The following is a 23564-nucleotide window of genomic DNA, read 5'->3' as shown; positions in this document are numbered from 1 at the left end:
GTCGCTTATTAGAAATGCGCCTTGTAAAGTGATTAAAAGCCCCTTGTCAAATTGTAAAATAGATGTTTTACTGCCTTAAGTACTTCTACTTCATAATCCCATAGGGTGTCCAGATACTTTTAGTAAATTTAGTTTCCTTACGTATTTTCTTATTTATGGCGAGTATAGCATCGTTTTTGTAGCTTCTTTCGTGATCTAAATGTACGCAGACGGCACTATATCTAATTTGTATTCCTTTGATTCCTTTGAAAAATAAACGGTGACCCATTTCCCTATCTTCGCCACCGTATTGCATTCGTTCATCAAATCCATTAACGGCAAGAATATCCTTTTTCCAACCAGATGAATTATGACCATTCCAAGATGCTTTCGTCGTTGTAATTTTATTTAAAAAGGCTGCTTTTTCAGAATCTGCAATCAGTTTTTTCTTTTTAAATTTTTTAGGCAATCCATTTTGCTTTAACCATTTTATATCAAAGCAATTTTGCGCTTCAATATCCTTTTGGGTAATTTCTTCTGATATGGACAGTGGAAGCTTACTGTATCCGCCAGATAAGAAGAACCCTTTTTTTCTATTTACATAGTGGACCTGTACAAAATCTTTTCGAGGTATGCAGTCACCATCCGTCATCAGGATGTAATCAAAATTGCAAGCTCTAATAGCCTTATTTAAAATTTTACATTTTTGGAAGCCATTGTCTTCGTGCCATACATGTTGTATGTTGTAAAAGACATCTTTTTGAATCTCATTAATTAATTGTTTTGTGGCGGGAGTAGAGCCGTCATCGGCAATAATAATTTCAAACTGTTTATAGGTTTGAACGTTATAACCCCAAAGTACTTTTTGCAACCATTTTTCAGAATTGTAAGTACTTATAATTATCGAAAGTGTGTCTTCCATCAGAACGGTATACTATCTTATATGAAATGCTAAAGTATAACGCTAATGATAAGCGTAGGTTATCTCTGTTTTATTAAAACCTTTGGAATAGGTTATTAAATTAAGTAGCGTTTTTTTGTACAATTAGATATGAACTTTAAAAATGCTCTTAAAGCAATTGCAATCTTATGCTTTATGAATTCGGTATGTTATTTTCCGATTGGTAATCATTGTTTTTATTTTGATATCTAATACTACACTTTCGGAAATAATAGGAGAGGAGCATGCATACCCTTCATTTGAAAGTATTACTCGAAATTCCAAGCCGTTAAATTCCATATTTGCATTATGAATGGTCAGAGTAGCTGTTTGAATTCCTGTATAGCTTGCAAAATCGATAATATCAGAAAAACTTGTTCCTCCATCCGTACTTATTTGCCACTGATATTGTGCGGTATTTGAGGCTGTAACAGAAATAGAGCCAGAATTTCCATCAAAAATAATGGTGTCTTGTGGTTCCATAGTAATAGTTGGTGCTGCACTAGCTTCTTGGTAGTCGGGGACAGCATTTGTATTTCCATCTTTTGTACCAGTATATCCGCCTTGATTAATAATTACCCCCCAGGAGTCTATAGATACTGGAGAATTGCCTAGTATAGCATCGTTGTCGGGATCTAGAAAACCAGCTTCTATAACATCAGTACATCCATCAGCATCACTATCAGAAGATAAAAAATCAAAAGTGTTATCCGTATCAGAATCATTAATTTGATAATTTATTGTACCATTGTCAAATTGTCCTGTAGCCTGTACGCTATCGGGTATACCATCCGTACCCACAGATCCGGTTACTTGTCCGTCAACAAGTGTTTTTCCGTGACCAGCTTCAATACCATCATATATGCCATCGTTATCACTATCCAAATCTAAACTGTTTGGTATCCCATCGCCATCAGAATCTAAAGGAGTACAACCGGTGTAAAAACTTTTATCATTTACTACAAAAAATATAGGATCTGCATTCGCGGAAATTTCAAGTCGAAATATTATTGCTTTAGCTCTTTCGGCAGCGGTAAGTCCAAATTCAGATAATTCAACTGCAGCAAGGCGAATATTCTTTTTTTGATTTCTACCACTAGACGAATCATTGGCATTGTATTGATCTACATTAGAGTTTCCTACTACAGGTGTATCATTCCAATTAACTTCAACACCATTACCTAGATAATTTCCATCTTCATCTAGTAAGTGCAGTCTGTTATAGTTCAAACCACTCCCTAATTGTGCGCCTTGGGTGAGTAGAATATCCATCTCACCATCTCCATAAGCAGCTGTGTTTGTTCCTCCTAGACTGAAATACCAGGCATTGTCAATATTTGCAATAGCATACCCCATATCAAGACCTCTTTCTCCTTGATATAGGTACGGATTAAAGGGTATTCCGCCAGAGGTGAGCTGTGGTCCTACGGCATTTGAAGTATTGCCATCTATGGCTCTACCTTCTAATCGTACGCCAGATGTAATACTGGTCACGGGTCTTAATGCGGTCCACGAAGTTTCTACTACCGTTAAATCTCCTACGGTATCTCCATCCGTGTCTACATTATCATAAAACCCATTACTATCTGTATCTATCATAGCAGTGGCTCCAACGCCTGTAGCATAGGTTTGGCTACCTACAGTAAACGCTAAAAGTTCAGAGACATTATCATAAGATGTCGTGTTCAGGGCTCCCACAGATGAGGACCAAAAGCCGCTATAGTTGGTGTAGATAGAAGTTACATAGTTTGTTGACCCTAGACTAGGAGGAGGCGTTCCAAATCCGGTGCTTACTTCACAACCGTCTTCAAAAAGATCGGGAATACCATCATTGTCATCATCCTCATCAATGTCATCTGTGAGTCCGTCTCCGTCACTATCAGGAAAAGGGCTAAGGTTGTCAATTCGTGTGTTTGAATTTATTTCTTCTGTTGTGGAGTAGGGCACAATAGTGCGGGTATTAGTTCCAAATAGAAGAATAAATAAGGTAATAGGTAAGGCTAGAAATAATTTTACTAATGCGGTATGCTTCAATCTGTGTGTGGTATTAAAGGTGTGTGTAAAAATGCTTTAGCGGTTATCCTAAAGCAGCTCTAAGCTAACAGAATTTATAACAGGAGAGTTCTAATTGTTGTTAATAGAATTCTTTTGAGGGTGTATTGGAGGTTTCTTGTTGTTCATGAAATGACCAGTACTAGAATTTATGGTGCAGCCTGACTAATTTGGTTTTAATAATCCTAATATTATACAATAATTTCTTGAAATTGTATAACAACTTCTTCGAAGTGAGAGTTCATCTTTGTAGCACACATAAAACTATACCAAATGGAGACAAATCAATATAAAGGAACGGAAAGAATTAGCGAAAAGGTAATTATCACAAATAATGAATTATTGTTGCATGAAAGTATTGTAAGAGCGTTAGTATCTAAGCAGTCTTCATCTCCAAATTATTTTAGCGCTATGGGCTAAGGTATTACTCACGCTATTATAATAAGAAGACTCCGGTAATCAACACGTATTTGTTTACCGGAGTTTTTTATGAGGTTGCCTTAAGAATTAGGACGTGATTGTAGCTATACTTAGCGCCTTTATTCCTCTATTGGAAGATAAATTTTAAATGTTGCCCCTTTATTACGTACTCCAGAAGCAATGATTTTTCCTTGATGATTTTCAACAATTCTTTTTGAAATGGCAAGACCAATACCTGTAGATCTTTCGTCTACACTAGGCTCTAGTTGCTGAAACATACCAAAAATTTTCTCGTTATGTACTGCATCGAAACCCTTTCCGTTATCTTGAATGATAATTTCACAATAAGTAATTTGTGATTCTGGATCTTCAAATCCAAAATCTTGACCTTTCCCTATAGTGTTAGCTATTTTTATTACCAATTTGCGGTCTAGGCTTCTAAAGGTTATAGAGTTCATTAATAAACAATAAAATAGCTGTTCTATCTGACTAGGTATTATTTTTAAAGAATACAAATCTTCAGTAAGCAATGTAGCCTTAGAGGTTGTAATTTCGGTGGCCAGTCGATCCTTGGTTCTAAGAATAACCTTAGATAAATTAGTGAACTTGTAACGGTCTGATAATTCTTTAACTTCTGAATATTCAAGTAAATCTTTTAAAATATGACGCATTCTTTTGGCAGCGCTTTCAATTTTATTGAAATAGCCTTTGACAGGTTCAGTGAGTTTTTGTGTTTCTTTTTCTCGAATTAAACTACAAAACATTTGGATTTTACGCAAGGGTTCTTGAAGGTCATGACTAGAAACAAAATCATAAGTTGCTAGCTGATGATTTTTTGTAGTAATTTCTTTATTTTTCTCTCTTAAAGTCTCTATAGCGTCTAAATGAAAAGAAATAAGTTCAGCATAAAGCGTAAACATTCCCACAACTTTAGAATTGTCTAATTTATTTGGCTTAGGATCAAGAGCGCAAAGCGTCCCAAAAAAGTTGCCATTATTTCTGAAAATAGGAACTGATATATAACTCTTGAAGCCATATATTTTTGGAGTATGATGGTCTCTGTAGTAAGCATCAGTTCCAACATCGTCAATTACTACCAGTTGTTTAGCTTGCCTAACTTCATGACAAATGGTAGACTCAACTTTTAGTTCATCTCCCGGGAGAAGACCAAAATTAAGATTGTCTAAGACTCCACAAGTAAGCCAGTTATCTGTAGTTACTCTTGCTACGGCAACAAATCCTAAACCGGTACTTTCGCTGATAACATTCAATATTTTCGGAATAACATTTATTGATTGTATGTCATCGATATCCCTCTGATAATTTTTCATTTACATTACTTTCAAAAAATATTATTTCACAATTTAATTTTTTCTACGAACCTCACAAACATTGCTTTGGATTTTCTTAAATAAAATATTTAGCATTATTCTAATCAATATGCTGCAAAAAAGAATAATACGTAGATAATAATTCCCCATGCGGGTAATTATTACCCGATTTTAATAAATGATATATAGTATGTATTTTATTTAATTTATTGATTTTCAGCTGTTTGTGATTATAAATATTTAATCGTTTTTTTTAGGCATACCATTTGCTTTTTGCCAAGAGGATATCATAAGTAGTTAACACTGTAGCATTTACACAGGAGTAAAAAGGGTGTGGATGTCATTCATGACAGAGCAATGATACACTATGAAAGTGAAAACCATAAAAATACAAACGAAGTTAAATCCATACATATATAGCTATGATTAAATATCTAATTATTTTTCTATTCTCCGTAAGTTTTCTGAATGCCCAAACGTATACAAGTGAGACCTCTGTGGAGGTGCGTGTTGGCGATCTTTTTGAAATAGGTAAGCCAAAAGCAAAAGTCTACAAGCATATTGATTTTCCTAAAGCAAATTTTATCATTAAAAAAGGAGGTATTGCTAATTATAAAAATACCGAAGGAGAGCTAGTGGTGGTAACAGCTATAAAAGAGAAGAAAAATGGCGTTACTCAAGTCTATATTAGCCGTAAAGATGGAGGGCGTTTCTTTGGAAGTCATGCGGTAGTTAAGGCAGACGTAAATCAAGCCTTAAGTGCGGGAGAATTGCGAGTATTATGAAATATTCGATGCTGTAATCCATGTAATTAGATAGGCTAAACCTTAGCTATACGATGGATTCTTTTGAAACAATTGATTCTATATAAAGTAGTACTAAAGGTTTAAAATATGTTTAAAAATTTTACAATAGCGCAAAAAGTTCAAGTTGGATTAATTCTAGGAATAGCTTTCTTATTAGTCCTAGGCACAAACCGATTGGATAAAAGACATTTCTCAACCGTTCAGACCACAGTAAACTCGGTATATAAAGACAGGGTTATTGTACAAAATTTGATTTATAAATTGAATGCCATCTTCCATGCGAAGGAAATACGGTTTATACGTAAAAAAGATTTTAATACAATCCCAGACGAAAATCAAAAGGCAGAAGAATTATTTTCAGCTTTTGCAGCCACCAAGCTTACTGGTAAAGAAAAAAATGTTCTTAATGGTTTACAGGATCAGTTTCAAAAGCTTAAGAAATTAGAGACAGATTTATTTCAGTCTTCTAGTAGTTTAGAAGAGAATCATCTAATAGCTACAGAACGTATGTTGGGTAATATGGGGCAGAATTTAGATGTTCTCGCTAAAATTCAGCTCGAGGAAAGTAGAGAGCTGACACAACTTTCTAATAAGTCGCTAGGGATGACTATTCTCTTGTCTAAATTAGAAGTTGCTTTTTTAATATTGATTGGTATAGCCATGTTGGCTCTTATTTTTTATCCCGTAAAAACAGAGGTGGTAGTACAAGAATAATTCTTTTTTAGTGGTGATATTCGGGGTGATGGTATCAATAATTTTAGCTGCTGGGCAGAAAGAAAGAACATCATTTGTCACCGATAATTTATCAGAAATACTTCACAGTCTTAATTCTAAACTAAAATGTTATGCCAAAGAAAATACTATTAACTACTGATTTTTCAATGAGCTCTTGGAATGCTATACAATACGCCTTAAAGCTTTATGAGAATCAGGAATGCGATTTTTATATTTTGAATACGTATGCAAAAGATGTGTATGGTTTGGATAGTTATGTGCTTTTAGACCCTGATGATGTGTTTGATAAATTGTCTGAAAATCTTTCAAAAGAAGGGTTGGGAGATGTATTAGGGCAACTTTCTGGAATTGATAAAAATTTAAAGCATCGTTTTCATGTGTTCTCACGATCAGAAAGATTTTTAGATGCGGTAAAGAATTTAGTGTATAGTCTTCAAATAGAAATGATTGTAGTTGGGGCAAAAGGAAAAACAAATGGGGAACAAGGTAAGTACGGTAGCAATACTTTAGGAATAATAGAGACTATACGAAAATGTCCAGTTCTAATAGTTCCTAAAAATGCCACATTTGATCAGCCAGAAGAAATTGTATTAGCGACTAATTTTAATACCGATTTTGATATTTCCGAAATTAAATACCTCGTTGAAATTGCCAAAATGAGTAATGCTCGTGTTCAAATTTTGAGTTTAACGGATGATAAAGTAATGACAGCGCAGCAAAAGAATAACAAAGTGCTCCTAGAAAAATATTTGAGCGGTCTAGATTATATTTTTAATGTGCTTCACAATGTAAAGATGTCTGCGGCACTCAGCTGCTTTGTAGAAATTAAACATAGTAATATGATAAGCTATGTAGATAAGAAGCCCTCTGTTTGGGAAACCCTTGGTTTTGTAAGACCATCTCTGGGCAAGTTAGGGTATTTCAATGATGTACCTGTCCTCGCACTACACGGTTAAGAAGATCTTTATATGCTTAAAACAAAGCAAATTACGTAGTGCTATTTATGATTTAATAATTTTTTTAGTATTCATTTAATGAGGATTTCATTTTTAGGAAATGTGAATGTCCTAGGAAGTACTCCTTATTAGATGAACTATGCATTTGATAAAACACATGACAATATGAAAAAACTTTTTACCAATTTTAGGGGTGATCTTTTTGGAGGAATTACGGCAGGAATAGTGGCCTTGCCTTTGGCATTAGCATTTGGTGTAAGTTCAGGTTTAGGGCCTAGTGCAGGACTCTATGGCGCTATATTTATTAGCTTTTTTGCAGCACTATTTGGCGGTACAAATACGCAAATTTCAGGGCCAACAGCACCTATGACTGCTGTTAGTATGGTTGTCATTGCTGGTATAGTAGCCTTGAATGATGGCGATTTAGAGAAAGCACTTCCGGCCATTTTACTAGTTTTTCTTTTAGCAGGGTTAATGCAAATAGGCCTTGGGCTATTGGGCATAGGAAAATATATTAGATATATACCTTATCCCGTGGTTTCTGGTTTTATGACCGCCATAGGAGTTATAATTCTTGTAACACAAATTTTACCGTCTATAGGGTATTATCCAAAAGACGATACAGCTTTTGTAGCGGGTTTTAAGCCAGAAGCAGAGGAAATTATATTGAGTAATATTTTAAAAGAAGAAACCGGGGAAGGTATTTTAGTATTAGAAAATTTTCAAGAGACCATAGATAGAGCTAATGAGGTTACTGAAGAACAAATACTTAAAGAAGCAAAAACATTAGCAAACACAGAAGCGTCTGGTGTTATTGGTGCGCTAAAAGTATTGCCAAGGGCACTTCAAAATATCAATTGGCTTGAATTAATTCTAGCCTTATCTACAATCGCCATTATATATGGTTTTAAGAAAATAACAACACTGATACCTAGTGCTTTAGTCGCCCTAATTGTAGTGTCTAGTGTGGCGTTTGGGTTCGGTCTTAATTATCGACCTATAGAAAAGATTCCTGGTGGTTTTCCAATACCTAATTTAAATATGTTTTCTCAATTTGAGTTAGGAGCTATCACCCCATATATTTTTACTGCATTGACTCTTGCTCTTTTGGGAGCTATAGATTCTCTGCTAACTTCAGTAGTGGCAGACAACATGACCAAAACGAAACACCAACCTAATAAAGAATTAATAGGGCAAGGCGTAGGAAATAGTATAGCTGCTATTTTTGGGGGCCTCCCTGGAGCAGGAGCAACAATACGTACCGTCGTAAATATTAATGCAGGAGGGAAGACAAAATTATCAGGAATGATTGCTGGAGTATTACTATTACTTATCTTATTAGCCTTAGGACCAATAGCATCGCAAATACCAGCGGCCGTTTTAGCAGGTATTTTAGTAACCGTAGGTATAGGTGTTATGGATTATAAAGGATTGAAAGCAATTCCTTTTTTGCCTAAAGATGCAAAAATAGGACCTTTTAAATTTAGTTCAGAGGTTGTTATTATGTTGGTGGTATTGGTATTATCATCGGTATGGAATTTGGTGTACGCAGTGGGTGTGGGGCTTATCATAGCGTCCTTACTATTTATGAAAAAAATGGGCGACCTTACAGCAGAGCGGTCAGATGTTAAAACCTTAAAAAAAGAAAAAGGTTGGGCAGATGAAAAAGACTTTCCTGAATCCTTGAAGGAAGAAATTTTTATCAAACATCTAAAAGGACCTCTATTTTTTGGGTCTACTAATGATTTTCAAAATTTAGCGAACCAAATACCAAGAACAGCATCTACGGTAATAATTAGAATGGGTCGCATGCAATATCTAGACCAATCGGGACTCTACACCTTAGAGGATGTATTGTTAGATTTGAAAAAAGAAAATATTAATGTCTTTTTTGTCGGTGTACTTAAGCAGCCTAGGTATATGATGGAGCGTGTAAATATAATTCCACACTTGGTGCCAGATACTCATATATTTAAAAATTTCACAGAGTGCCTTGCCTATGTGAAAGATAATGTCGCTCATGATTTGGAAGATAGAAAAGAGGAAAAATATCAGGAGCTCGTCTAAAGTTACATCTTAGGAAGTAGCTATAAAAACTTATTAAGAGATAAGAACCCTTGCAAATAGTCTTTTGTAAGGGTTTTCTTTTGTTGTAAAAACGGACTTACCTTATTAAAGGGATTAATTTTTTTTGAAGCTAGATAGTATACGAATAAAAAAAGCTTCCAATTTCCTGGAAGCTTTGATTTTAGTGGTGACCTCGACTGGATTCAAACCAGTAACCTCTTGAGCCGTAATCAAGTGCGCTATTCAGTTGCGCCACGAGGCCATTTTTTCACCCTTAACGGGCTGCAAATATATTTCTTTTTAACTTTACAGCAAAATAAGAATTAGTAAAAAATATGGATTTTAAAAAGTATATACGCGACATTCACGATTTTCCGAAGCAAGGCATTGTTTTTAAGGATATTACAACATTGCTAAGTAATCCAGAAATTTTAAATAAAGCAGCAAATGAGCTGTATGAATTCGTAAAAACCCAGAAAATAGATAAAGTTATCGGTCTAGAAAGCCGTGGTTTTCTCTTTGGACCGCTTTTAGCAGCTAAATTAAATGCCGGTTTTGTACCTATTAGAAAACCAGGAAAATTGCCGCATGATGTGTTGAGTGTAACCTATGAATTAGAATATGGGACGGATACTTTAGAAATACACAAAGACAGTATTTTACCAGGAGAGCGGGTATTGCTTCATGATGATGTATTGGCTACTGGAGGTACAGCAAAGGCCGCTCTTGAGTTAATACGTGAATTGGGTGGTGAAGTGGTGCAATGTAATTTTTTAATAGAATTAGGATTTCTTAACGGAAGAGAAAAGCTAAATGGAGCTGCAGTTGCTTCTTTAATACAATATTAGCCTAGAGCATTGGTGGTTACAAAATAACGCCAACCAATAAGTGCTAATTGAAATTTAGAAGCTTTCGCTAAATCCAATCGCTTTTTAGTGAATGAAGGTAATAGTAGGGTATTCAATTTTGCAATAATTTTGAATATAGATTGCTTCATTTTTAATTCTTTATGCAAATATAACTGTAAATTTTAAGTAAGAAGACTGCCGTATGGCAGTCTTTGATAATTATAGGCCTATATGATTTCTTCTTATGCAAGAGTCATGATCAGTGACAGCATCATTAATACTAATAGTTTAGCGAGAATAATCATAGTTGAAAGTTTTAAAGGTTATTAATTGATTGTTTGATGAATATATATAATAGTAATACTATTAACCAAATGGTATGATCCGATTTATTAAAAGTGCATATGGTTATGTTATCATTTTAATGAAATTTGTTTTAATGTGAAACCACGATCGCTGTATTCGTGTTTTAAATACGTAGTTTAAAAGTTGTTTATTGTTTTAAATTAAAACTATTGTAGGGTATTTTTTAGCATTTTGTTTCGGACCAAGGGAGTTTTGGTGTTTTTTAAAGCTTTTTTTATAGTTTTCATTTTTTTAAAACTGAGCCATTATTAATTTGCGGAAGATTTTTAATCAAGCCATAAAACAATTTTTACGACTATTTCGGGGTATAATTATTTAAGTAAACTTCTGTTTTTCACGAACAGTATTGAGTTAAAAATTAATATAGTTTAAAGAGGTATAAAAAATTTGTACTTCCGTTATATTTGTCAAAAAACAACAGCATGCAAAACATACTTTTTATTATTGCCGGTTTGGTCCTTTTAATTTTAGGAGGGAGTTGGCTTTTAAAATCTGCGGTGGCTTTATCATTGCGTTTGAATATTCCTAAAATAGTAATAGGGATGACTGTGGTTTCGTTTGCCACTTCAGCTCCGGAACTTATTGTAAGTATAAAGGCGGCCTTAGATGGTTTTCCAGATTTAGCATTAGGAAATGTTGTAGGCTCTAATATTGCAAATTTAGGTCTAGTTCTAGGAGTAACTATAGTACTGGGCTCTATTGATGTTAAAAAGAGTTTTTACACGACAGATTGGCCTGTGATGATAATTGCTTCCTTGTTGTTTTTCGGCTTTATTTATTTTGATCATGAGATTCAACGGTACGAGGGTATTGCAATGGTTGTATTTTTAGTTGCTTTTTTAATCTATCTATTGCGTTTTCAAAAGCCAGCTGTGGAAGATGAGCAACCAGAAGATGATATTTTATTACCAAATTATAAAACGGCCCTATTTTTAATTTTAGGTGGGGTAGCCTTATGGGGAGGATCGGAGCTTCTAATTTTAGGCGCCGTAGGTTTAGCGAAGTTCTATAATGTAAGTGAACGTGTAATTGCTGTGACTGTGGTGTCTATAGGAACGAGTATTCCGGAATTGGCAGCATCAATCATTGCCGTTATTAAAAAGGAGAAGGCAATTTCTTTAGGAAATTTAATAGGGTCCAATATTTTTAATTTACTAGCAGTATTAGGAATCACGGCAATTATAACACCTATTAAAGCTAAAGACTTAGGACTTCTGGATAATGATATTTTCTGGATGTTGGGAATATCATTTTTGCTATTGCCGCTAGTGTTTTTTCCAAAACGAATGCATTTGGGTAAATGGGAAGGAATTGTCTTATTACTATTTTATTTAGTATTCGTGTACTTCACAATATAGCTTCAATGTAATTGTTTATATAGTAAGATATAAAGTATAAAAAAAGAGCTGTTGAAAAATCAACAGCTCTTTTTATGTATAAAAATTTATGTTTTACTTAAACCTTAGCGGTTTTTACAGTTTTGATAATTCTAGCTGCAATTTTGTATGGATCTCCGTTTGAAGCAGGACGTCTGTCTTCTAACCATCCTTTATATCCTTTTTGAACAGCAATTAATGGAATACGGATAGAAGCTCCTCTATCTGATACTCCCCAAGAGAAATCATTAATAGATGCAGTTTCATGTAAACCTGTTAAACGTTGGTCGTTAAACTCACCATAAACAGCAATGTGCTCTTTTACGTATGGTCTAAAAGCTTCGCAAATTGTAGCATAAACTTCTTTACTACCACAAGTTCTTAATATAGTGTTGGAGAAGTTTGCGTGCATACCAGAACCATTCCAGTCCATATCCTTACCTAATGGTTTTGGGTGGTAATCTATATAGTAACCATATTTTTCAGTCAAACGATCTAATAGGTATCTAGAAATCCAGATTTCATCACCTGCTTTTTTAGCACCTTTTGCGAACAATTGATATTCCCATTGTCCTGAAGCAACTTCTTGGTTAATACCTTCAAAGTTTAAGCCTGCTTCAATACATAAATCTGCATGCTCTTCAACTAGACCTCTACCGTGTGTATTTTTACCTCCTACAGAACAGTAATACATTCCTTGTGGAGCAGGATAACCACCAATAGGGAAACCTAAAGGTAATTGAGTTTTGTTATCCATGATAAAATACTCTTGCTCAAAACCAAACCAGAAATCGTCATCTTCATCATCAATAGTTGCTCTACCGTTTGAAACGTGAGGAGTACCGTCAGGATTCATAACTTCCGTCATTACTAACCATCCGTTAATTCTCTCAGGATCTGGATATATTGCAACAGGTACTAATAAACAATCAGAAGACCCACCTACGGCTTGTCTTGTAGATGATCCGTCAAAAGACCAGTTACCAATTTCTTCTAATGTTCCTTTGAAATCCTCATGCTCTTCAACTTTTGTCTTGCTTCGCATGTTTTGAGTTGGAAAGTATCCATCTAACCAGATGTATTCTAATTTAATTTTGGCCATAATATTAACTAATTATAATTCTTTATAGATTGTAACAAAAGTATATTTTTTTAGCTTTACTTGTAATTTTTTAGGGGGTAAATGTATTAATAATCAATATAATTCTATAAGACCATATTTTTTTTGGGGTATTTTACAATAAATACATTTTTTAACGCTTTAAATTATTAATTTGTTAATTTCGTAATCTGTATTAATATGATAATTACTATGTCTAAACTAAGATTTGATGCTATTTCTAAAAGCTATGAAAGACAGCGCATTACGATAGAGGAAAATGGAAGACGTTCTGAGCTATTTGGAATAAATGTCTTTAATGAAGAGCGCATGCTTCAGTACTTAACCAAAGATGCCTTAGAGAGTGTTCGGAGTGCTATAATTTCAGGTTCTAAAATAGATCGAAAAATTGCAGATCAAGTAGCAGAGTCCATGAAGACTTGGGCTATTACAATGGGGGCAACCCATTATACGCATTGGTTTCAACCTTTAACTGGGGCAACGGCAGAAAAGCATGATGCCTTTTTTGATTTACTTCCTGATGGGCGTGCATTGGAGAAATTTGGAGGCGGACAATTGGTGCAACAAGAACCAGATGCGTCTAGTTTTCCGAGCGGAGGTATCCGTAATACCTTTGAAGCTAGAGGATATACAGCTTGGGATCCTACTTCTGCGGCTTTTGTTTATGGTACGACACTTTGTATACCTACTATTTTTGTTTCGTATACGGGTGAAGCTTTAGATAATAAAGCACCACTATTAAGAGCATTAAATGCGGTAGATGAAGCTGCTACTGCAGTGGCTAAGTATTTTGATAAAAATGTTTCTAAAGTAAATGCTACTTTAGGATGGGAACAAGAATATTTTCTGCTAGATAAGGCATTAGCGGTTTCAAGACCAGATATTGTCATGACGGGGAGAACCTTAATAGGGAATCAGGCAGCTAAAGGGCAGCAGTTGGACGATCATTATTTCGGAGTAATTCCGGATCGTGTATTGAGTTTCATGAGCGACTTGGAAAAGGAATGCACCAAACTAGGAATTCCGGTTAAAACAAGGCATAATGAGGTGGCGCCTAATCAGTTTGAATTGGCACCTGTTTTCGAGGAAGCCAATCTGGCCGTAGACCACAACTTACTCCTTATGGATGTAATGGATAAGATTGCTGATAAGCATAATTTTAAAGTGCTATTTCATGAAAAGCCATTTGCAGGTATCAATGGGTCCGGGAAACATAATAACTGGTCGCTAGCTACAGATACCGGTGTAAACCTATTAAGTCCTGGGTCTACTCCAATGAAGAACCTTCAGTTTTTAACCTTTTTTATCAATACGATAAAAGCTGTAGATACTTATGAAGAGTTGTTGCGTGCATCAATTGCATCGGCGAGTAACGATCATCGTTTGGGGGCAAATGAAGCGCCCCCTGCTATATTTTCTATTTTTGTAGGAACACAACTGGGGAATGTTTTAGATGAATTAGAAGGGGTTTCTCAAGGAAAATTGTCTCCTGAAGAAAAAACGGAACTTAAACTAAATGTTGTTGGTAAAATTCCGGAAATATTACTAGATAATACGGATAGAAATAGAACTTCTCCTTTTGCATTTACAGGAAATAAATTTGAAATGCGTGGCGTTGGCTCAAAGAGTAATTGTGCTAAACCAATGACAGTTTTAAATACTATAGTTGCTAAGCAACTTATAGATTTTAAGAAAGAGGTAGATGCCTTAATTGATAAGAAGAGTCTTAAAAAAGATGAGGCTGTTTTTAATATTTTAAGAGAATATATCAAAACATCTAAACGTATTCGTTTTGACGGTGATGGGTATAGTAGAGAGTGGGAGAAAGAAGCAGAACGCAGAAAATTAAGTAATAATAAAACAACACCGGCAGCACTTCAAGTTCTAACATCTAAAGCAAGTTTAGATTTGTTTAGAACAATGAAGGTGATGAGTGAGGTAGAGGTAGCTGCTCGTAAAGAGGTGGAATTGGAAACCTACATTTTTCAAATTCAAATAGAAGGGAGAATGTATAATGAGCTCGTCTATAGCTATATTATTCCAGCGGCTATAGCCTATCAAAATGATTTGATCAAGAATGTTATGGGGCTAAAAGATATTTATGGAGCTGCACATAAAAAACTTACAGATGGTCAATTATCGATCATTGAGCAAATCGCGGAGCATATTGTGGAAGTAAAAAAACAGTCAGATCTTATGACGGATGCACGAAGAAGTGCGAACCGTTTGAAAGATGTTAATAAGAAAGCTTTTGCTTATTGTGATTCCGTAAAACCTTATTTTGATAAAATTCGTTTGCACTGTGATAAGCTAGAAAGTATTATGGATAATAATCTTTGGCCATTAACAAAATACAGAGAACTATTGTTTCAAAAATAATATCACATTTTTTTTAACTAAAAGCACTCAAATAGGGGTGCTTTTTTTTTTGATTCCACTATTTTTGTCGAAAATCAACATTCATGAGTTCATCAAACAGCGAAAGATATAATCAAAGAGGTGTTTCCGCATCTAAAGAAGACGTGCATAATGCTATAAAAAATATAGATAAAGGATTGTTTCCAAAAGCATTCTGTAAAATTGTACCTGATTATTTAACGAATGATGAAGCGTATTGTTTGGTGATGCATGCGGATGGAGCAGGAACTAAATCGTCTTTAGCTTACATGTACTGGAAAGAAACTGGAGATTTATCGGTTTGGAAAGGTATTGCTCAAGATGCTTTGATTATGAATATTGATGACCTTATTTGTGTTGGTGCTACAGATAATATCATGTTGTCTTCTACTATAGGGCGAAACAAAAATAAAATTCCTGGTGAAGTGTTATCAGCAATTATTAATGGAACAGAAGAGTTAATTTCAGACTTAAAAAATCACGGTGTTATAATTCATTCTACTGGAGGTGAAACGGCAGATGTAGGCGATTTAGTGCGTACCATTATTGTTGATTCAACCGTTACTGCACGCCTTAAAAGATCGGATGTAATTGACAATGCAAATATAAAAGCAGGAGATGTTATTGTAGGTTTAGAGTCCTTCGGACAGGCAAACTATGAGAAAGAATATAATGGCGGAATGGGAAGTAATGGATTGACTTCTGCACGCCATGATGTATTTTCAAAATATTTAGCAGATAAATATCCTGAGAGTTTTGATGCTGAGGTGCCAGAAGATTTGGTGTATTCTGGGAAAGTTAAATTAACAGATTCTGTTAAAGATGCCCCTTTAGATGCAGGTAAATTGGTATTGTCTCCAACAAGAACGTACGCGCCAATAGTAAAAAAGGTTTTAGAGAAATATTCAAGTGAGGACATTCATGGTATGGTTCACTGTAGTGGTGGGGCGCAGACCAAAATTCTTCATTTTATAGATAACCTACATATCATAAAAGATAATCTTTTTGAAGTTCCTCCATTGTTTAAATTAATACAAGAACAGTCTAAGACAGATTGGAAAGAAATGTATCAAGTATTCAATTGCGGACACCGCTTAGAATTTTATGTAAATGAAGCAGTGGCGCTAGATCTAATTCAGATAGCCGATTCTTTTGGTGTGCGTGGTAGAATTGTAGGTAGGGTAGAAGAAAGCCCAACAAAGAAATTGACAATAAAAAGTCAAAACGGAACTTTTGAGTACTAGTATATACGATAAGAGGTAGTTTTTCGTTGTGTCATTAAACGGAATAGTATTATGGAAAGAAAGGCATTTTTAAAAACACTTGGCGCAGGAGCAGCTTTTGCTTTAACATTCTCTTGTTTACACGGTTGTTCTTCTGATAGTGAAAGTGGTGAGACGGCTCCAGAAGAAGAGGGAGAGGTGCCAACTGGTGTTGATATTACGGTAGACTTAAATGCTAGTACTTCGTCTAATCTTCAAAATAATGGAGGTTTTATTTTTGTAAAATCGAAAGATAAATTTACAGAGACCGATATTATTATTGTTAGAAATTTGCAAGGAGAGTTGGTTGCAGCTAGTAAGTATTGTAGTCATGAGAATAACCCTAACATATTATTTGTAAATGAAAATGATGGTATCTATGAGTGTAATGTTCATGGGTCTAGATTTGCGCAAGATGGGACTCCATTAAACTCCATAACAAGCAACCCTCTTAAAGTTTTTAAAACAGAAGTTTTAGCTAATGATATCTTACGTATTTTTGAGGCGTAAACTTCTGAAATTATGAGAAAGCTATTTTTTCTATTTTTATTTTTTTGTGCACTAGTTGTAAATGCACAAAACTGGCAAAAATCTTTTGCCGATGCACAGGCGCTTTCGAAGAGAAATAATCAACCTATAGTATTGGTTTTTGCTGGTTCAGATTGGTGTGCTCCATGTATAAAGTTAGATCGAGATATCTGGCAATCTGAGGAGTTTAAAAAATATGCAGAAAAGCATTATGTGTTATATAAGGCAGATTTTCCACGCCGAAAATCCAATAAACTTCCTCTAGAGATAGAAAATCAGCATAAAATATTAGCGGATAAATACAATACTAAAGGATATTTTCCGCTTGTAGTGGTTTTAAATGAAAAAGGTGAAATTTTAGGGGAAACTGGATACAAGAAAGTGACACCAAATGAGTATATTTCAGTCATAAATGAATTTTTAGATTGAAAAATGCCCCCCTTTATTTACTGTTATTCTTTTCGATACTGGTAAATAGTCAAGAGAAAAAATATGTAACCATATCCGAAACCATGAAACTTATGGGTTCTCGGTTTGATATCACTATTGTTGCAGAAGCGGAGAGTACCGCTAAGAAAAATATTGCGGATGCTGTTGCGGAAATCAGTAGAATAGAAAAGATGATATCTTCTTGGGATGAAACCTCGGAAACCTCAGAAATAAATAGAAATGCAGGAATTAAGCCTGTAAAAGTTAGTGCAGAATTATTCGGATTAATAGAGCGATCTATTAAGATTTCGGAGATTACAGATGGTGCTTTTGATATTTCTTATGCTTCAATGGATAAGGTATGGAAATTTGATGGGAGCATGAGGCATCCTCCTACTTCAGAACAAATAACAGCATCAATTGCTAAAGTGGGGTATCAAAAAATTCAATTGGATAAAGAGCAGCTAACCGTTTTTTTGCCTGATGAGGGAATGAAAATTGGTTTTGGAGCACTTGGTAAAGGCTATGCTGCAGATAAGGCAAAAGAATTGATGTTGTCAAAAAAAGTGTTTGCAGGGGTGATTAATGCATCTGGCGATTTAACCACTTGGGGTAGGCAGGCCACTGGAGAGAAATGGATTGTGGGTATAAGTAATCCATTAGATAGAGAGAAAGTGTTTTCTTGGTTGCCCTTAGATGAATCTTCAATCGCTACTTCAGGAAATTATGAAAAATATTTAGTTTTTGAAGGAGAAAAACATTCTCATATTATAGATCCTAGAACTGGATATCCTTCTAAAGGAATTAGCAGTGTTTCTGTTTTCTCTAAAAGTGCAGAGTTATGTGATGCTTTGGCAACCGCAGTATTTATTATGGGTATTGATACGGGGATTTCTTTAATAAATCAATTAAAAGAAACTGAGGTTATTGTAGTAGATTCTCAAAATAAAATTTTTAAAAGTAATGGTATTACGTTTGATAACCCGTAAATTTAAGTCTATGAGAAAAGTCCTAGTGTTATTTTTGATGGCAACTTCTTTTATGTCTTGTGTGGCAGTTAAAGAGTATGATAAGGTTTATTTAAATGATGAAGAGATGGTTTTATCAGCAAAAAATATGGACCAGTTTGAAACTAATTTTCAAATTTATCGTGAAGCATCTGCAGGAGCAAATGGCGGTAAATCTGGAGGCGGTTGCGGTTGTAATTAAAAGAAAATTTTAAGTAAAACAAAGAATGCAAAAAAATATATTCATCTTTTTAGTCTTTCTAGGAGCTGCGCTACATGGTCAAGAAACTACCTATAAGAAACGTGTGTTGGAAACTACCGAAGTAGATGCCTTGTTTAGTTATTATAGCCAAGATGGTGCCAATGCTGCAGTATCAGGAGGAGATGGTTCAGAAGAATTAACAGATGTTACGTCAACAGTGATCGTTCGGTTACCAATGAATGATGATGACGTGTTAACCTTGGATGTAGGGATTTCAGCATATTCTTCCGCATCTTCTAGTAATATAAATCCTTTAGATGGTAGCGTCAATGAGCGTGCTAGTCCATTTATAGCTTCTTCTGGGGCCTCACAATCAGATGTTTTGGCGCATATTAATCCTACCTATCAGCACAGTTCAGATGATCGAAATAAAATTTGGAATGCTAACGCGTACTTTTCTTCAGAATATGATTATTCTTCCTTAGGAGTAGGTGGCGGTTATGCACAATTATTTAATGAGAAAAATACTGAAGTAACTATAAATGCAAAGGTGTATTTTGATTCGTGGAATCCGCAGTACCCTATAGAATTAAGAGATGGTTTTTTTGATGATCGGGTAATGGGAACTGGTACTTATGCTCCAAGTTTTACGACATTTGATTCTGAAACGCGAAATTCTTACTCTTTATCTTTAGGAGTGACGCAAATTTTGAGCAAGCGTATGCAAGGGTCTCTTTTTTTAGATGTAGTGGCGCAAGACGGTTTGTTGAGTACTCCTTTTCAGCGTGTATATTTTTCGGATAAGGAAGATTTTTTTATTGAAGATTTTCAATTGGCAGATGATGTAGAACGATTGCCTGATACTCGTTTTAAAATTCCAATAGGAGGACGTTTAAACTACTTTATCAATGATTATTTGGTGCTGAGAAGTTATTATCGTTTTTATACAGATGATTGGGGAGTTACCTCTCATACGGCTAGTTTAGAGTTGCCTATAAAAATAAGCAGCTTATTTACGCTATATCCTACTTACAGGTATTATACGCAAACCGCGGCAGATTATTTTTATGCCAAAGAAGAGGCAGTGTCTACATTAGATTATTACACTTCAGATTATGATTTATCAGAATTTAATGCGCATCAATATGGATTCGGAATTCGGTATAAAGACATTTTTACGAATGCTAAATTATTGAGTTTTGGGTTAAAAACAATCGATTTGCGCTTTAGTAATTATGATCGTAGTGATGGTTTAAACTCTTATATTTTTACATTTGGGACTACTTTTGTAAGATAATTCTATTTCTTTTTTCCAATTTTGAAGCTTTGGATTTAGCCTGCTTCCGGGAAATATTTTTTCAAATTGATGATATCCAAGAATTAAGTTCTATATAAATGTGCAAATTTATTGTAATTTCGCACAAAATGTTAGCAAGGTCATGTTAGATAAGTTAAATATAGTAAAACAACGTTTTGATGAAGTGTCAGATTTGATTATTCAACCTGATGTAATTTCTGATCAAAAACGATATGTTGAGTTAAATAAGGAATATAAAGACCTTAAAAGTTTAGTTGATAAACGAGATTTATATATAGAGTTCACGAATAATATAGAAGAGGCACAAGAAATTATTTCTGACGGTAGTGATGCAGAAATGGTAGAAATGGCCAAAATGCAATTAGAAGAGGCTAAGGTAGGTCTGCCAAAATTGGAAGAAGAAATTAAAGTTCTCTTAATACCTAAAGATCCAGAAGATTCTAAAAATGTTGTGGTTGAGGTAAGAGCAGGTACTGGTGGTGATGAAGCTAGTATATTCGCTGGAGATTTATTTAGAATGTATACTAAATACTGTGAATCTAAAGGGTGGAAAACGAATGTTATAGATTTAAGTGAAGGTACTAGTGGTGGTTATAAGGAAATTCAGTTTGAAGTTACTGGGGAGAATGTCTACGGTACTTTAAAATTTGAAGCAGGAGTGCACCGTGTGCAACGTGTACCGCAAACGGAAACGCAGGGACGTGTACATACCAGTGCAGCTACAGTAATGGTGTTGCCGGAAGCTGAAGATTTTGATGTTCAGATAGATCCTAAAGATGTACGTATAGATTTTTTCTGTTCTTCAGGGCCAGGAGGTCAATCTGTGAACACAACATACTCAGCAGTACGATTAACGCACATTCCGTCAGGATTGGTTGCGCAATGTCAAGATCAGAAATCGCAGCATAAAAACAAAGAAAAAGCTTTTAAGGTATTGCGTTCTCGTTTGTATGACCAAGAATTGGCAAAGAAACAAGAAGAAGATGCGGCAAAACGTAACTCGCAAGTTAGTAGTGGAGACCGTTCTGCAAAGATTAGAACCTACAACTACTCACAAGGAAGGGTTACTGATCATAGAATAGGGCTTACTTTGTACGATTTGCAGAATATTGTAAATGGTGATATTCAAAAAATTATTGACGAATTAAGTCTTGTTGAGAATACTGAAAAACTAAAAGAAGCTTCAGAAATTTTTTAAAAATGACTACAGAACATTTAGTAGCGCAAATACATAAAAAACAATCTTTTTTATGTATTGGGCTAGACGTAGATTTAGCTAAGATACCTGAACATTTACTAAAGGAAGAGGATCCCATTTTTGCTTTTAATAAAGCAATTATTGATGCTACTCATGAATTTTGTGTTGCTTATAAGCCTAATACGGCTTTCTATGAAGCGTACGGTATCAAGGGGTGGATAGCTTTAGAAAAAACTATAAAATACTTGAATGATAAGTATCCTGAAATTTTCACTATAGCAGATGCTAAAAGGGGAGATATAGGGAATACATCCACCATGTATGCTAAAGCATTTTTTGATGATTTAGGCTTTGATTCTGTTACGGTAGCTCCATATATGGGAAAAGATTCTGTAGAGCCTTTTCTAGCTTTTGAAGATAAACATACTATTTTATTAGCCTTAACATCAAATGAAGGTGCTTTTGATTTTCAAACAAAAAAAATAGAAGGTAAAGAGCTGTACAAGCAAGTTTTAGAAACGTCTATTACGTATAAAAATGCTCAGAATCTAATGTATGTGGTTGGAGCTACTAAAGCAAGTTTTTTAGCAGATATTCGACAAATAATTCCTTCTAGTTTCTTGTTAGTGCCAGGTGTTGGCGCGCAAGGTGGGAGTTTGTCAGAGGTATGTAAGTACGGTATGACCCAACATGTTGGCTTATTAGTAAATTCTTCTAGAGGCATAATTTACGCATCTAAACAGGAAGATTTTGCGCAAGCAGCAAGAACATGTGCGAAAGATTTACAGAAGCAAATGAAATTAGAATTAGAACAAAAATTCTAGTTAAAATTCATTTAATAATTTCTCTAGCTTTTGAGCTTTAGATTCAAAGAAATCGCCCAATTTGGTGTTTGCATACTGAATATTGTTAGCCTTTTCTATAAAGTTCTGATATAGAAATTCCAATGCTGTAATAGAATATTCTTCTTTATTTAATGCTTTAACTGCCCCTACTTTACAGTGTTGATTATTCATAGTGTTTCTCGTTATTTTCATTATAACAAATATACGTTGAAATGCAGGTTATGGATGTTTACTATTCGTTATATGTAGCTAAAAATCAGGTGTTTTGTATGTCGATTTCATTTTTACTTGTAAATGATTCTAGAAAGTATTGATGATTTTAAATAAACTCCGTTTTTAGTCGTTCTACTCATAATTCTTTCTATTAAAAAAATTAAGTACATTTACAAAAAAGAACCGATTGCTAAGTTATACCAAACACAAACATAAAACTTCTACAAAATGGGTGACTTTTGTTCATGGAGCAGGAGGGAGCTCTACCATTTGGTTTAAGCAGGTTCGGGAGTTCAGAAAGCATTTTAACGTATTGCTTCTAGATTTAAGAGGGCACGGAAATTCTAAAGTAAACTTGAAAGATGCTTTTAGTGATAAGTATACTTTTGATTTTATCACCGATGATATTTTACATGTAATTGACCATGAGAAAATAGAAAAATCTCATTTTGTAGGTATTTCATTGGGTACCATTTTAATAAGAAATTTAGCAGAAAAATATCCGAATCGTGTAGAAAGCATGATTATGGGCGGAGCAATTATGAAATTGAATTTAAGGTCTCAGGTTTTAATACGCTTGGGGGTTATTTTTAAATCCGTTGTGCCGTATTTGTGGTTGTATAAGTTTTTTGCGTTCATTATCATGCCTAATAAGAACCATAAAGAGTCTAGGTCGCTATTTGTTAGAGAAGCAAAGAAATTATACCAGAAAGAGTTTATTAGATGGTTTAAGCTTACCTCAGAGATTAATCCGCTTTTGCGTTTCTTTAGAATGGTAGATATTAAAATACCTACCTTGTATGTAATGGGTAGAGAAGACTATTTGTTTTTACCTTCTATAGAAAAGATAGTGGCTTCACATGCCAATTCAGAATTATTTGTTGTTGAAAAATGTGGGCATGTAGTAAATGTAGAACAGCCACTAGTATTTAATAAAACGGTTATTTCTTATTTGTCTAAAATATAACAAATAAAAAAACCGGTGCTCCCACCGGTTTTAGACTAACTAACTCAAAAAATTACTAAACTCAAATATTATAGTTCAAAAGTAATATCATTTTTATGGACTAAGGTTAAACTAACCTTAGCTAATTGTTATTAATGTTGCTTATAACAGAATAACGCACTTTTTTTTGAGTTATTATATTTGGTAACCTATTTATTTTAAA

Annotated in this window: 23 protein-coding genes and 1 tRNA gene; 17 read left to right on the top strand and 7 right to left on the bottom strand. The window is 34.5% G+C overall.

Translation table 11 applies throughout. The features are described from left to right. Positions 1 to 85: 85 nt before the first annotated feature. Positions 86 to 901, bottom strand: coding sequence for a glycosyltransferase family 2 protein (locus tag M666_RS19455; protein ID WP_039326099.1), 816 nt, complete (start codon positions 899 to 901; stop codon positions 86 to 88). 165 nt (positions 902 to 1066) lie between these two features. Next, positions 1067 to 2953 carry an immunoglobulin domain-containing protein gene (locus tag M666_RS19450; RefSeq protein ID WP_029445550.1) on the bottom strand — a complete coding sequence of 629 codons (1887 nt, stop codon included), beginning with the start codon at positions 2951 to 2953 and terminating at the stop codon, positions 1067 to 1069. 291 nt (positions 2954 to 3244) lie between these two features. Between M666_RS19450 and M666_RS20525 the strand changes: the two genes are divergently transcribed. Then, complete coding sequence (locus M666_RS20525) at positions 3245 to 3391, top strand: hypothetical protein (RefSeq protein WP_155854694.1); 147 nt, start codon at positions 3245 to 3247, stop codon at positions 3389 to 3391. A 119-nt stretch (positions 3392 to 3510) separates the two neighbouring features. On the opposite strand, the gene M666_RS19445 is transcribed toward M666_RS20525, so the two are convergent. Next, entirely contained in the window at positions 3511 to 4722 is a 1212-nt protein-coding gene (locus M666_RS19445; RefSeq protein ID WP_029445551.1) for a GAF domain-containing sensor histidine kinase, read from the bottom strand. Between the two features lie 422 nt (positions 4723 to 5144). On the opposite strand from M666_RS19445, the gene M666_RS19440 reads away from it, so the two are divergent. The 4 genes from M666_RS19440 (at position 5145) to M666_RS19425 (ending at position 9286) form a co-directional block, all read left to right on the top strand. Further along, on the top strand, positions 5145 to 5507 hold the full coding sequence (locus M666_RS19440; RefSeq protein ID WP_029445552.1) for a hypothetical protein: 363 nt from the start codon (positions 5145 to 5147) through the stop codon (positions 5505 to 5507). 108 nt (positions 5508 to 5615) lie between these two features. After that, a complete protein-coding gene (locus tag M666_RS19435; RefSeq protein ID WP_029445553.1) occupies positions 5616 to 6242 on the top strand; it encodes a hypothetical protein in 627 nt (208 codons plus the stop codon). A gap of 131 nt (positions 6243 to 6373) precedes the next feature. Then, complete coding sequence (locus M666_RS19430; RefSeq protein ID WP_029448221.1) at positions 6374 to 7219, top strand: universal stress protein; 846 nt, start codon at positions 6374 to 6376, stop codon at positions 7217 to 7219. Between the two features lie 165 nt (positions 7220 to 7384). Then, positions 7385 to 9286: a SulP family inorganic anion transporter gene (locus M666_RS19425; RefSeq protein WP_029445555.1), complete on the top strand. Its 1902-nt coding sequence runs from the start codon at positions 7385 to 7387 to the stop codon at positions 9284 to 9286. Between the two features lie 185 nt (positions 9287 to 9471). Here the strand turns inward: M666_RS19425 and M666_RS19420 are convergent. Next, positions 9472 to 9548, bottom strand: a tRNA-Arg gene (locus M666_RS19420). A 73-nt stretch (positions 9549 to 9621) separates the two neighbouring features. Between M666_RS19420 and M666_RS19415 the strand changes: the two genes are divergently transcribed. Beyond that, on the top strand, positions 9622 to 10134 hold the full coding sequence (locus M666_RS19415; RefSeq protein WP_025614233.1) for an adenine phosphoribosyltransferase: 513 nt from the start codon (positions 9622 to 9624) through the stop codon (positions 10132 to 10134). On the opposite strand, the gene M666_RS19410 is transcribed toward M666_RS19415, so the two are convergent. Then, positions 10131 to 10283 (bottom strand): hypothetical protein, encoded by a 153-nt coding sequence (locus tag M666_RS19410; RefSeq protein WP_024479582.1) that lies wholly within the window; start codon positions 10281 to 10283, stop codon positions 10131 to 10133. The genes M666_RS19415 and M666_RS19410 overlap by 4 nt on opposite strands. A 639-nt stretch (positions 10284 to 10922) precedes the next feature. Between M666_RS19410 and M666_RS19405 the strand changes: the two genes are divergently transcribed. Then, positions 10923 to 11858 carry a calcium/sodium antiporter gene (locus M666_RS19405; protein WP_029445556.1) on the top strand — a complete coding sequence of 312 codons (936 nt, stop codon included), beginning with the start codon at positions 10923 to 10925 and terminating at the stop codon, positions 11856 to 11858. A 97-nt stretch (positions 11859 to 11955) separates the two neighbouring features. Here the strand turns inward: M666_RS19405 and M666_RS19400 are convergent, their stop codons facing one another. Further along, on the bottom strand, positions 11956 to 12978 hold the full coding sequence (locus M666_RS19400; protein ID WP_029445557.1) for a glutamine synthetase beta-grasp domain-containing protein: 1023 nt from the start codon (positions 12976 to 12978) through the stop codon (positions 11956 to 11958). A gap of 210 nt (positions 12979 to 13188) precedes the next feature. Between M666_RS19400 and M666_RS19395 the strand changes: the two genes are divergently transcribed. From M666_RS19395 to pyrF, 9 genes are all read left to right on the top strand, one after another. Continuing rightward, on the top strand, positions 13189 to 15375 hold the full coding sequence (locus M666_RS19395) for a glutamine synthetase III family protein (protein ID WP_029445558.1): 2187 nt from the start codon (positions 13189 to 13191) through the stop codon (positions 15373 to 15375). Positions 15376 to 15458: 83 nt separating this feature from the next. Further along, positions 15459 to 16637: an AIR synthase related protein gene (locus tag M666_RS19390; protein ID WP_029445559.1), complete on the top strand. Its 1179-nt coding sequence runs from the start codon at positions 15459 to 15461 to the stop codon at positions 16635 to 16637. 51 nt (positions 16638 to 16688) lie between these two features. Further along, complete coding sequence (locus M666_RS19385; protein WP_024479587.1) at positions 16689 to 17165, top strand: Rieske 2Fe-2S domain-containing protein; 477 nt, start codon at positions 16689 to 16691, stop codon at positions 17163 to 17165. A 12-nt stretch (positions 17166 to 17177) separates the two neighbouring features. After that, positions 17178 to 17612 carry a thioredoxin family protein gene (locus tag M666_RS19380; protein WP_029445560.1) on the top strand — a complete coding sequence of 145 codons (435 nt, stop codon included), beginning with the start codon at positions 17178 to 17180 and terminating at the stop codon, positions 17610 to 17612. Continuing rightward, complete coding sequence (locus M666_RS19375; RefSeq protein ID WP_024479589.1) at positions 17609 to 18601, top strand: FAD:protein FMN transferase; 993 nt, start codon at positions 17609 to 17611, stop codon at positions 18599 to 18601. The genes M666_RS19380 and M666_RS19375 overlap by 4 nt, the downstream gene beginning before the upstream one ends. 10 nt (positions 18602 to 18611) lie before the next feature. Next, positions 18612 to 18821 carry a DUF4266 domain-containing protein gene (locus M666_RS19370; protein ID WP_024479590.1) on the top strand — a complete coding sequence of 70 codons (210 nt, stop codon included), beginning with the start codon at positions 18612 to 18614 and terminating at the stop codon, positions 18819 to 18821. A gap of 25 nt (positions 18822 to 18846) precedes the next feature. Then, on the top strand, positions 18847 to 20118 hold the full coding sequence (locus M666_RS19365) for a DUF3570 domain-containing protein (RefSeq protein WP_025614237.1): 1272 nt from the start codon (positions 18847 to 18849) through the stop codon (positions 20116 to 20118). Positions 20119 to 20260: 142 nt separating this feature from the next. Continuing rightward, complete coding sequence (gene prfA, locus M666_RS19360) at positions 20261 to 21337, top strand: peptide chain release factor 1 (protein ID WP_024479592.1); 1077 nt, start codon at positions 20261 to 20263, stop codon at positions 21335 to 21337. Between the two features lie 2 nt (positions 21338 to 21339). Beyond that, entirely contained in the window at positions 21340 to 22161 is an 822-nt protein-coding gene (gene pyrF / locus M666_RS19355; protein ID WP_029445561.1) for an orotidine-5'-phosphate decarboxylase, read from the top strand. Here pyrF and M666_RS19350 read toward each other — a convergent pair whose 3' ends face one another. Continuing rightward, a complete protein-coding gene (locus tag M666_RS19350) occupies positions 22162 to 22353 on the bottom strand; it encodes a hypothetical protein (protein WP_025614239.1) in 192 nt (63 codons plus the stop codon). Between the two features lie 229 nt (positions 22354 to 22582). On the opposite strand from M666_RS19350, the gene M666_RS19345 reads away from it, so the two are divergent. Beyond that, on the top strand, positions 22583 to 23362 hold the full coding sequence (locus M666_RS19345) for an alpha/beta fold hydrolase (RefSeq protein ID WP_024479595.1): 780 nt from the start codon (positions 22583 to 22585) through the stop codon (positions 23360 to 23362). Positions 23363 to 23564 lie beyond the last annotated feature (202 nt).

Origin of the sequence: Cellulophaga baltica 18, assembly GCF_000468615.2 — a bacterium.
In the GTDB taxonomy this organism is placed as follows: domain Bacteria; phylum Bacteroidota; class Bacteroidia; order Flavobacteriales; family Flavobacteriaceae; genus Cellulophaga; species Cellulophaga baltica.
The sequence above is the reverse complement of the archived record's forward strand: the minus strand, read 5'-3'. Positions and strand labels throughout refer to the sequence as shown.

Excerpts from the sequence above, each read along its gene's own strand:
- M666_RS19455 (WP_039326099.1), bottom strand. The coding sequence starts at position 901 with ATGGAAGACACACTTTCGATAATTATAAGTACTTACAATTCTGAAAAA.
- M666_RS20525 (WP_155854694.1), top strand. The coding sequence starts at position 3,245 with ATGGAGACAAATCAATATAAAGGAACGGAAAGAATTAGCGAAAAGGTA.
- M666_RS19445 (WP_029445551.1), bottom strand. The coding sequence starts at position 4,722 with ATGAAAAATTATCAGAGGGATATCGATGACATACAATCAATAAATGTT.
- M666_RS19440 (WP_029445552.1), top strand. The coding sequence starts at position 5,145 with ATGATTAAATATCTAATTATTTTTCTATTCTCCGTAAGTTTTCTGAAT.
- M666_RS19435 (WP_029445553.1), top strand. The coding sequence starts at position 5,616 with ATGTTTAAAAATTTTACAATAGCGCAAAAAGTTCAAGTTGGATTAATT.
- M666_RS19430 (WP_029448221.1), top strand. The coding sequence starts at position 6,374 with ATGCCAAAGAAAATACTATTAACTACTGATTTTTCAATGAGCTCTTGG.
- M666_RS19425 (WP_029445555.1), top strand. The coding sequence starts at position 7,385 with ATGAAAAAACTTTTTACCAATTTTAGGGGTGATCTTTTTGGAGGAATT.
- M666_RS19415 (WP_025614233.1), top strand. The coding sequence starts at position 9,622 with ATGGATTTTAAAAAGTATATACGCGACATTCACGATTTTCCGAAGCAA.
- M666_RS19410 (WP_024479582.1), bottom strand. The coding sequence starts at position 10,283 with ATGAAGCAATCTATATTCAAAATTATTGCAAAATTGAATACCCTACTA.
- M666_RS19405 (WP_029445556.1), top strand. The coding sequence starts at position 10,923 with ATGCAAAACATACTTTTTATTATTGCCGGTTTGGTCCTTTTAATTTTA.
- M666_RS19400 (WP_029445557.1), bottom strand. The coding sequence starts at position 12,978 with ATGGCCAAAATTAAATTAGAATACATCTGGTTAGATGGATACTTTCCA.
- M666_RS19395 (WP_029445558.1), top strand. The coding sequence starts at position 13,189 with ATGTCTAAACTAAGATTTGATGCTATTTCTAAAAGCTATGAAAGACAG.
- M666_RS19390 (WP_029445559.1), top strand. The coding sequence starts at position 15,459 with ATGAGTTCATCAAACAGCGAAAGATATAATCAAAGAGGTGTTTCCGCA.
- M666_RS19385 (WP_024479587.1), top strand. The coding sequence starts at position 16,689 with ATGGAAAGAAAGGCATTTTTAAAAACACTTGGCGCAGGAGCAGCTTTT.
- M666_RS19380 (WP_029445560.1), top strand. The coding sequence starts at position 17,178 with ATGAGAAAGCTATTTTTTCTATTTTTATTTTTTTGTGCACTAGTTGTA.
- M666_RS19370 (WP_024479590.1), top strand. The coding sequence starts at position 18,612 with ATGAGAAAAGTCCTAGTGTTATTTTTGATGGCAACTTCTTTTATGTCT.
- M666_RS19365 (WP_025614237.1), top strand. The coding sequence starts at position 18,847 with ATGCAAAAAAATATATTCATCTTTTTAGTCTTTCTAGGAGCTGCGCTA.
- prfA (WP_024479592.1), top strand. The coding sequence starts at position 20,261 with ATGTTAGATAAGTTAAATATAGTAAAACAACGTTTTGATGAAGTGTCA.
- pyrF (WP_029445561.1), top strand. The coding sequence starts at position 21,340 with ATGACTACAGAACATTTAGTAGCGCAAATACATAAAAAACAATCTTTT.
- M666_RS19350 (WP_025614239.1), bottom strand. The coding sequence starts at position 22,353 with ATGAATAATCAACACTGTAAAGTAGGGGCAGTTAAAGCATTAAATAAA.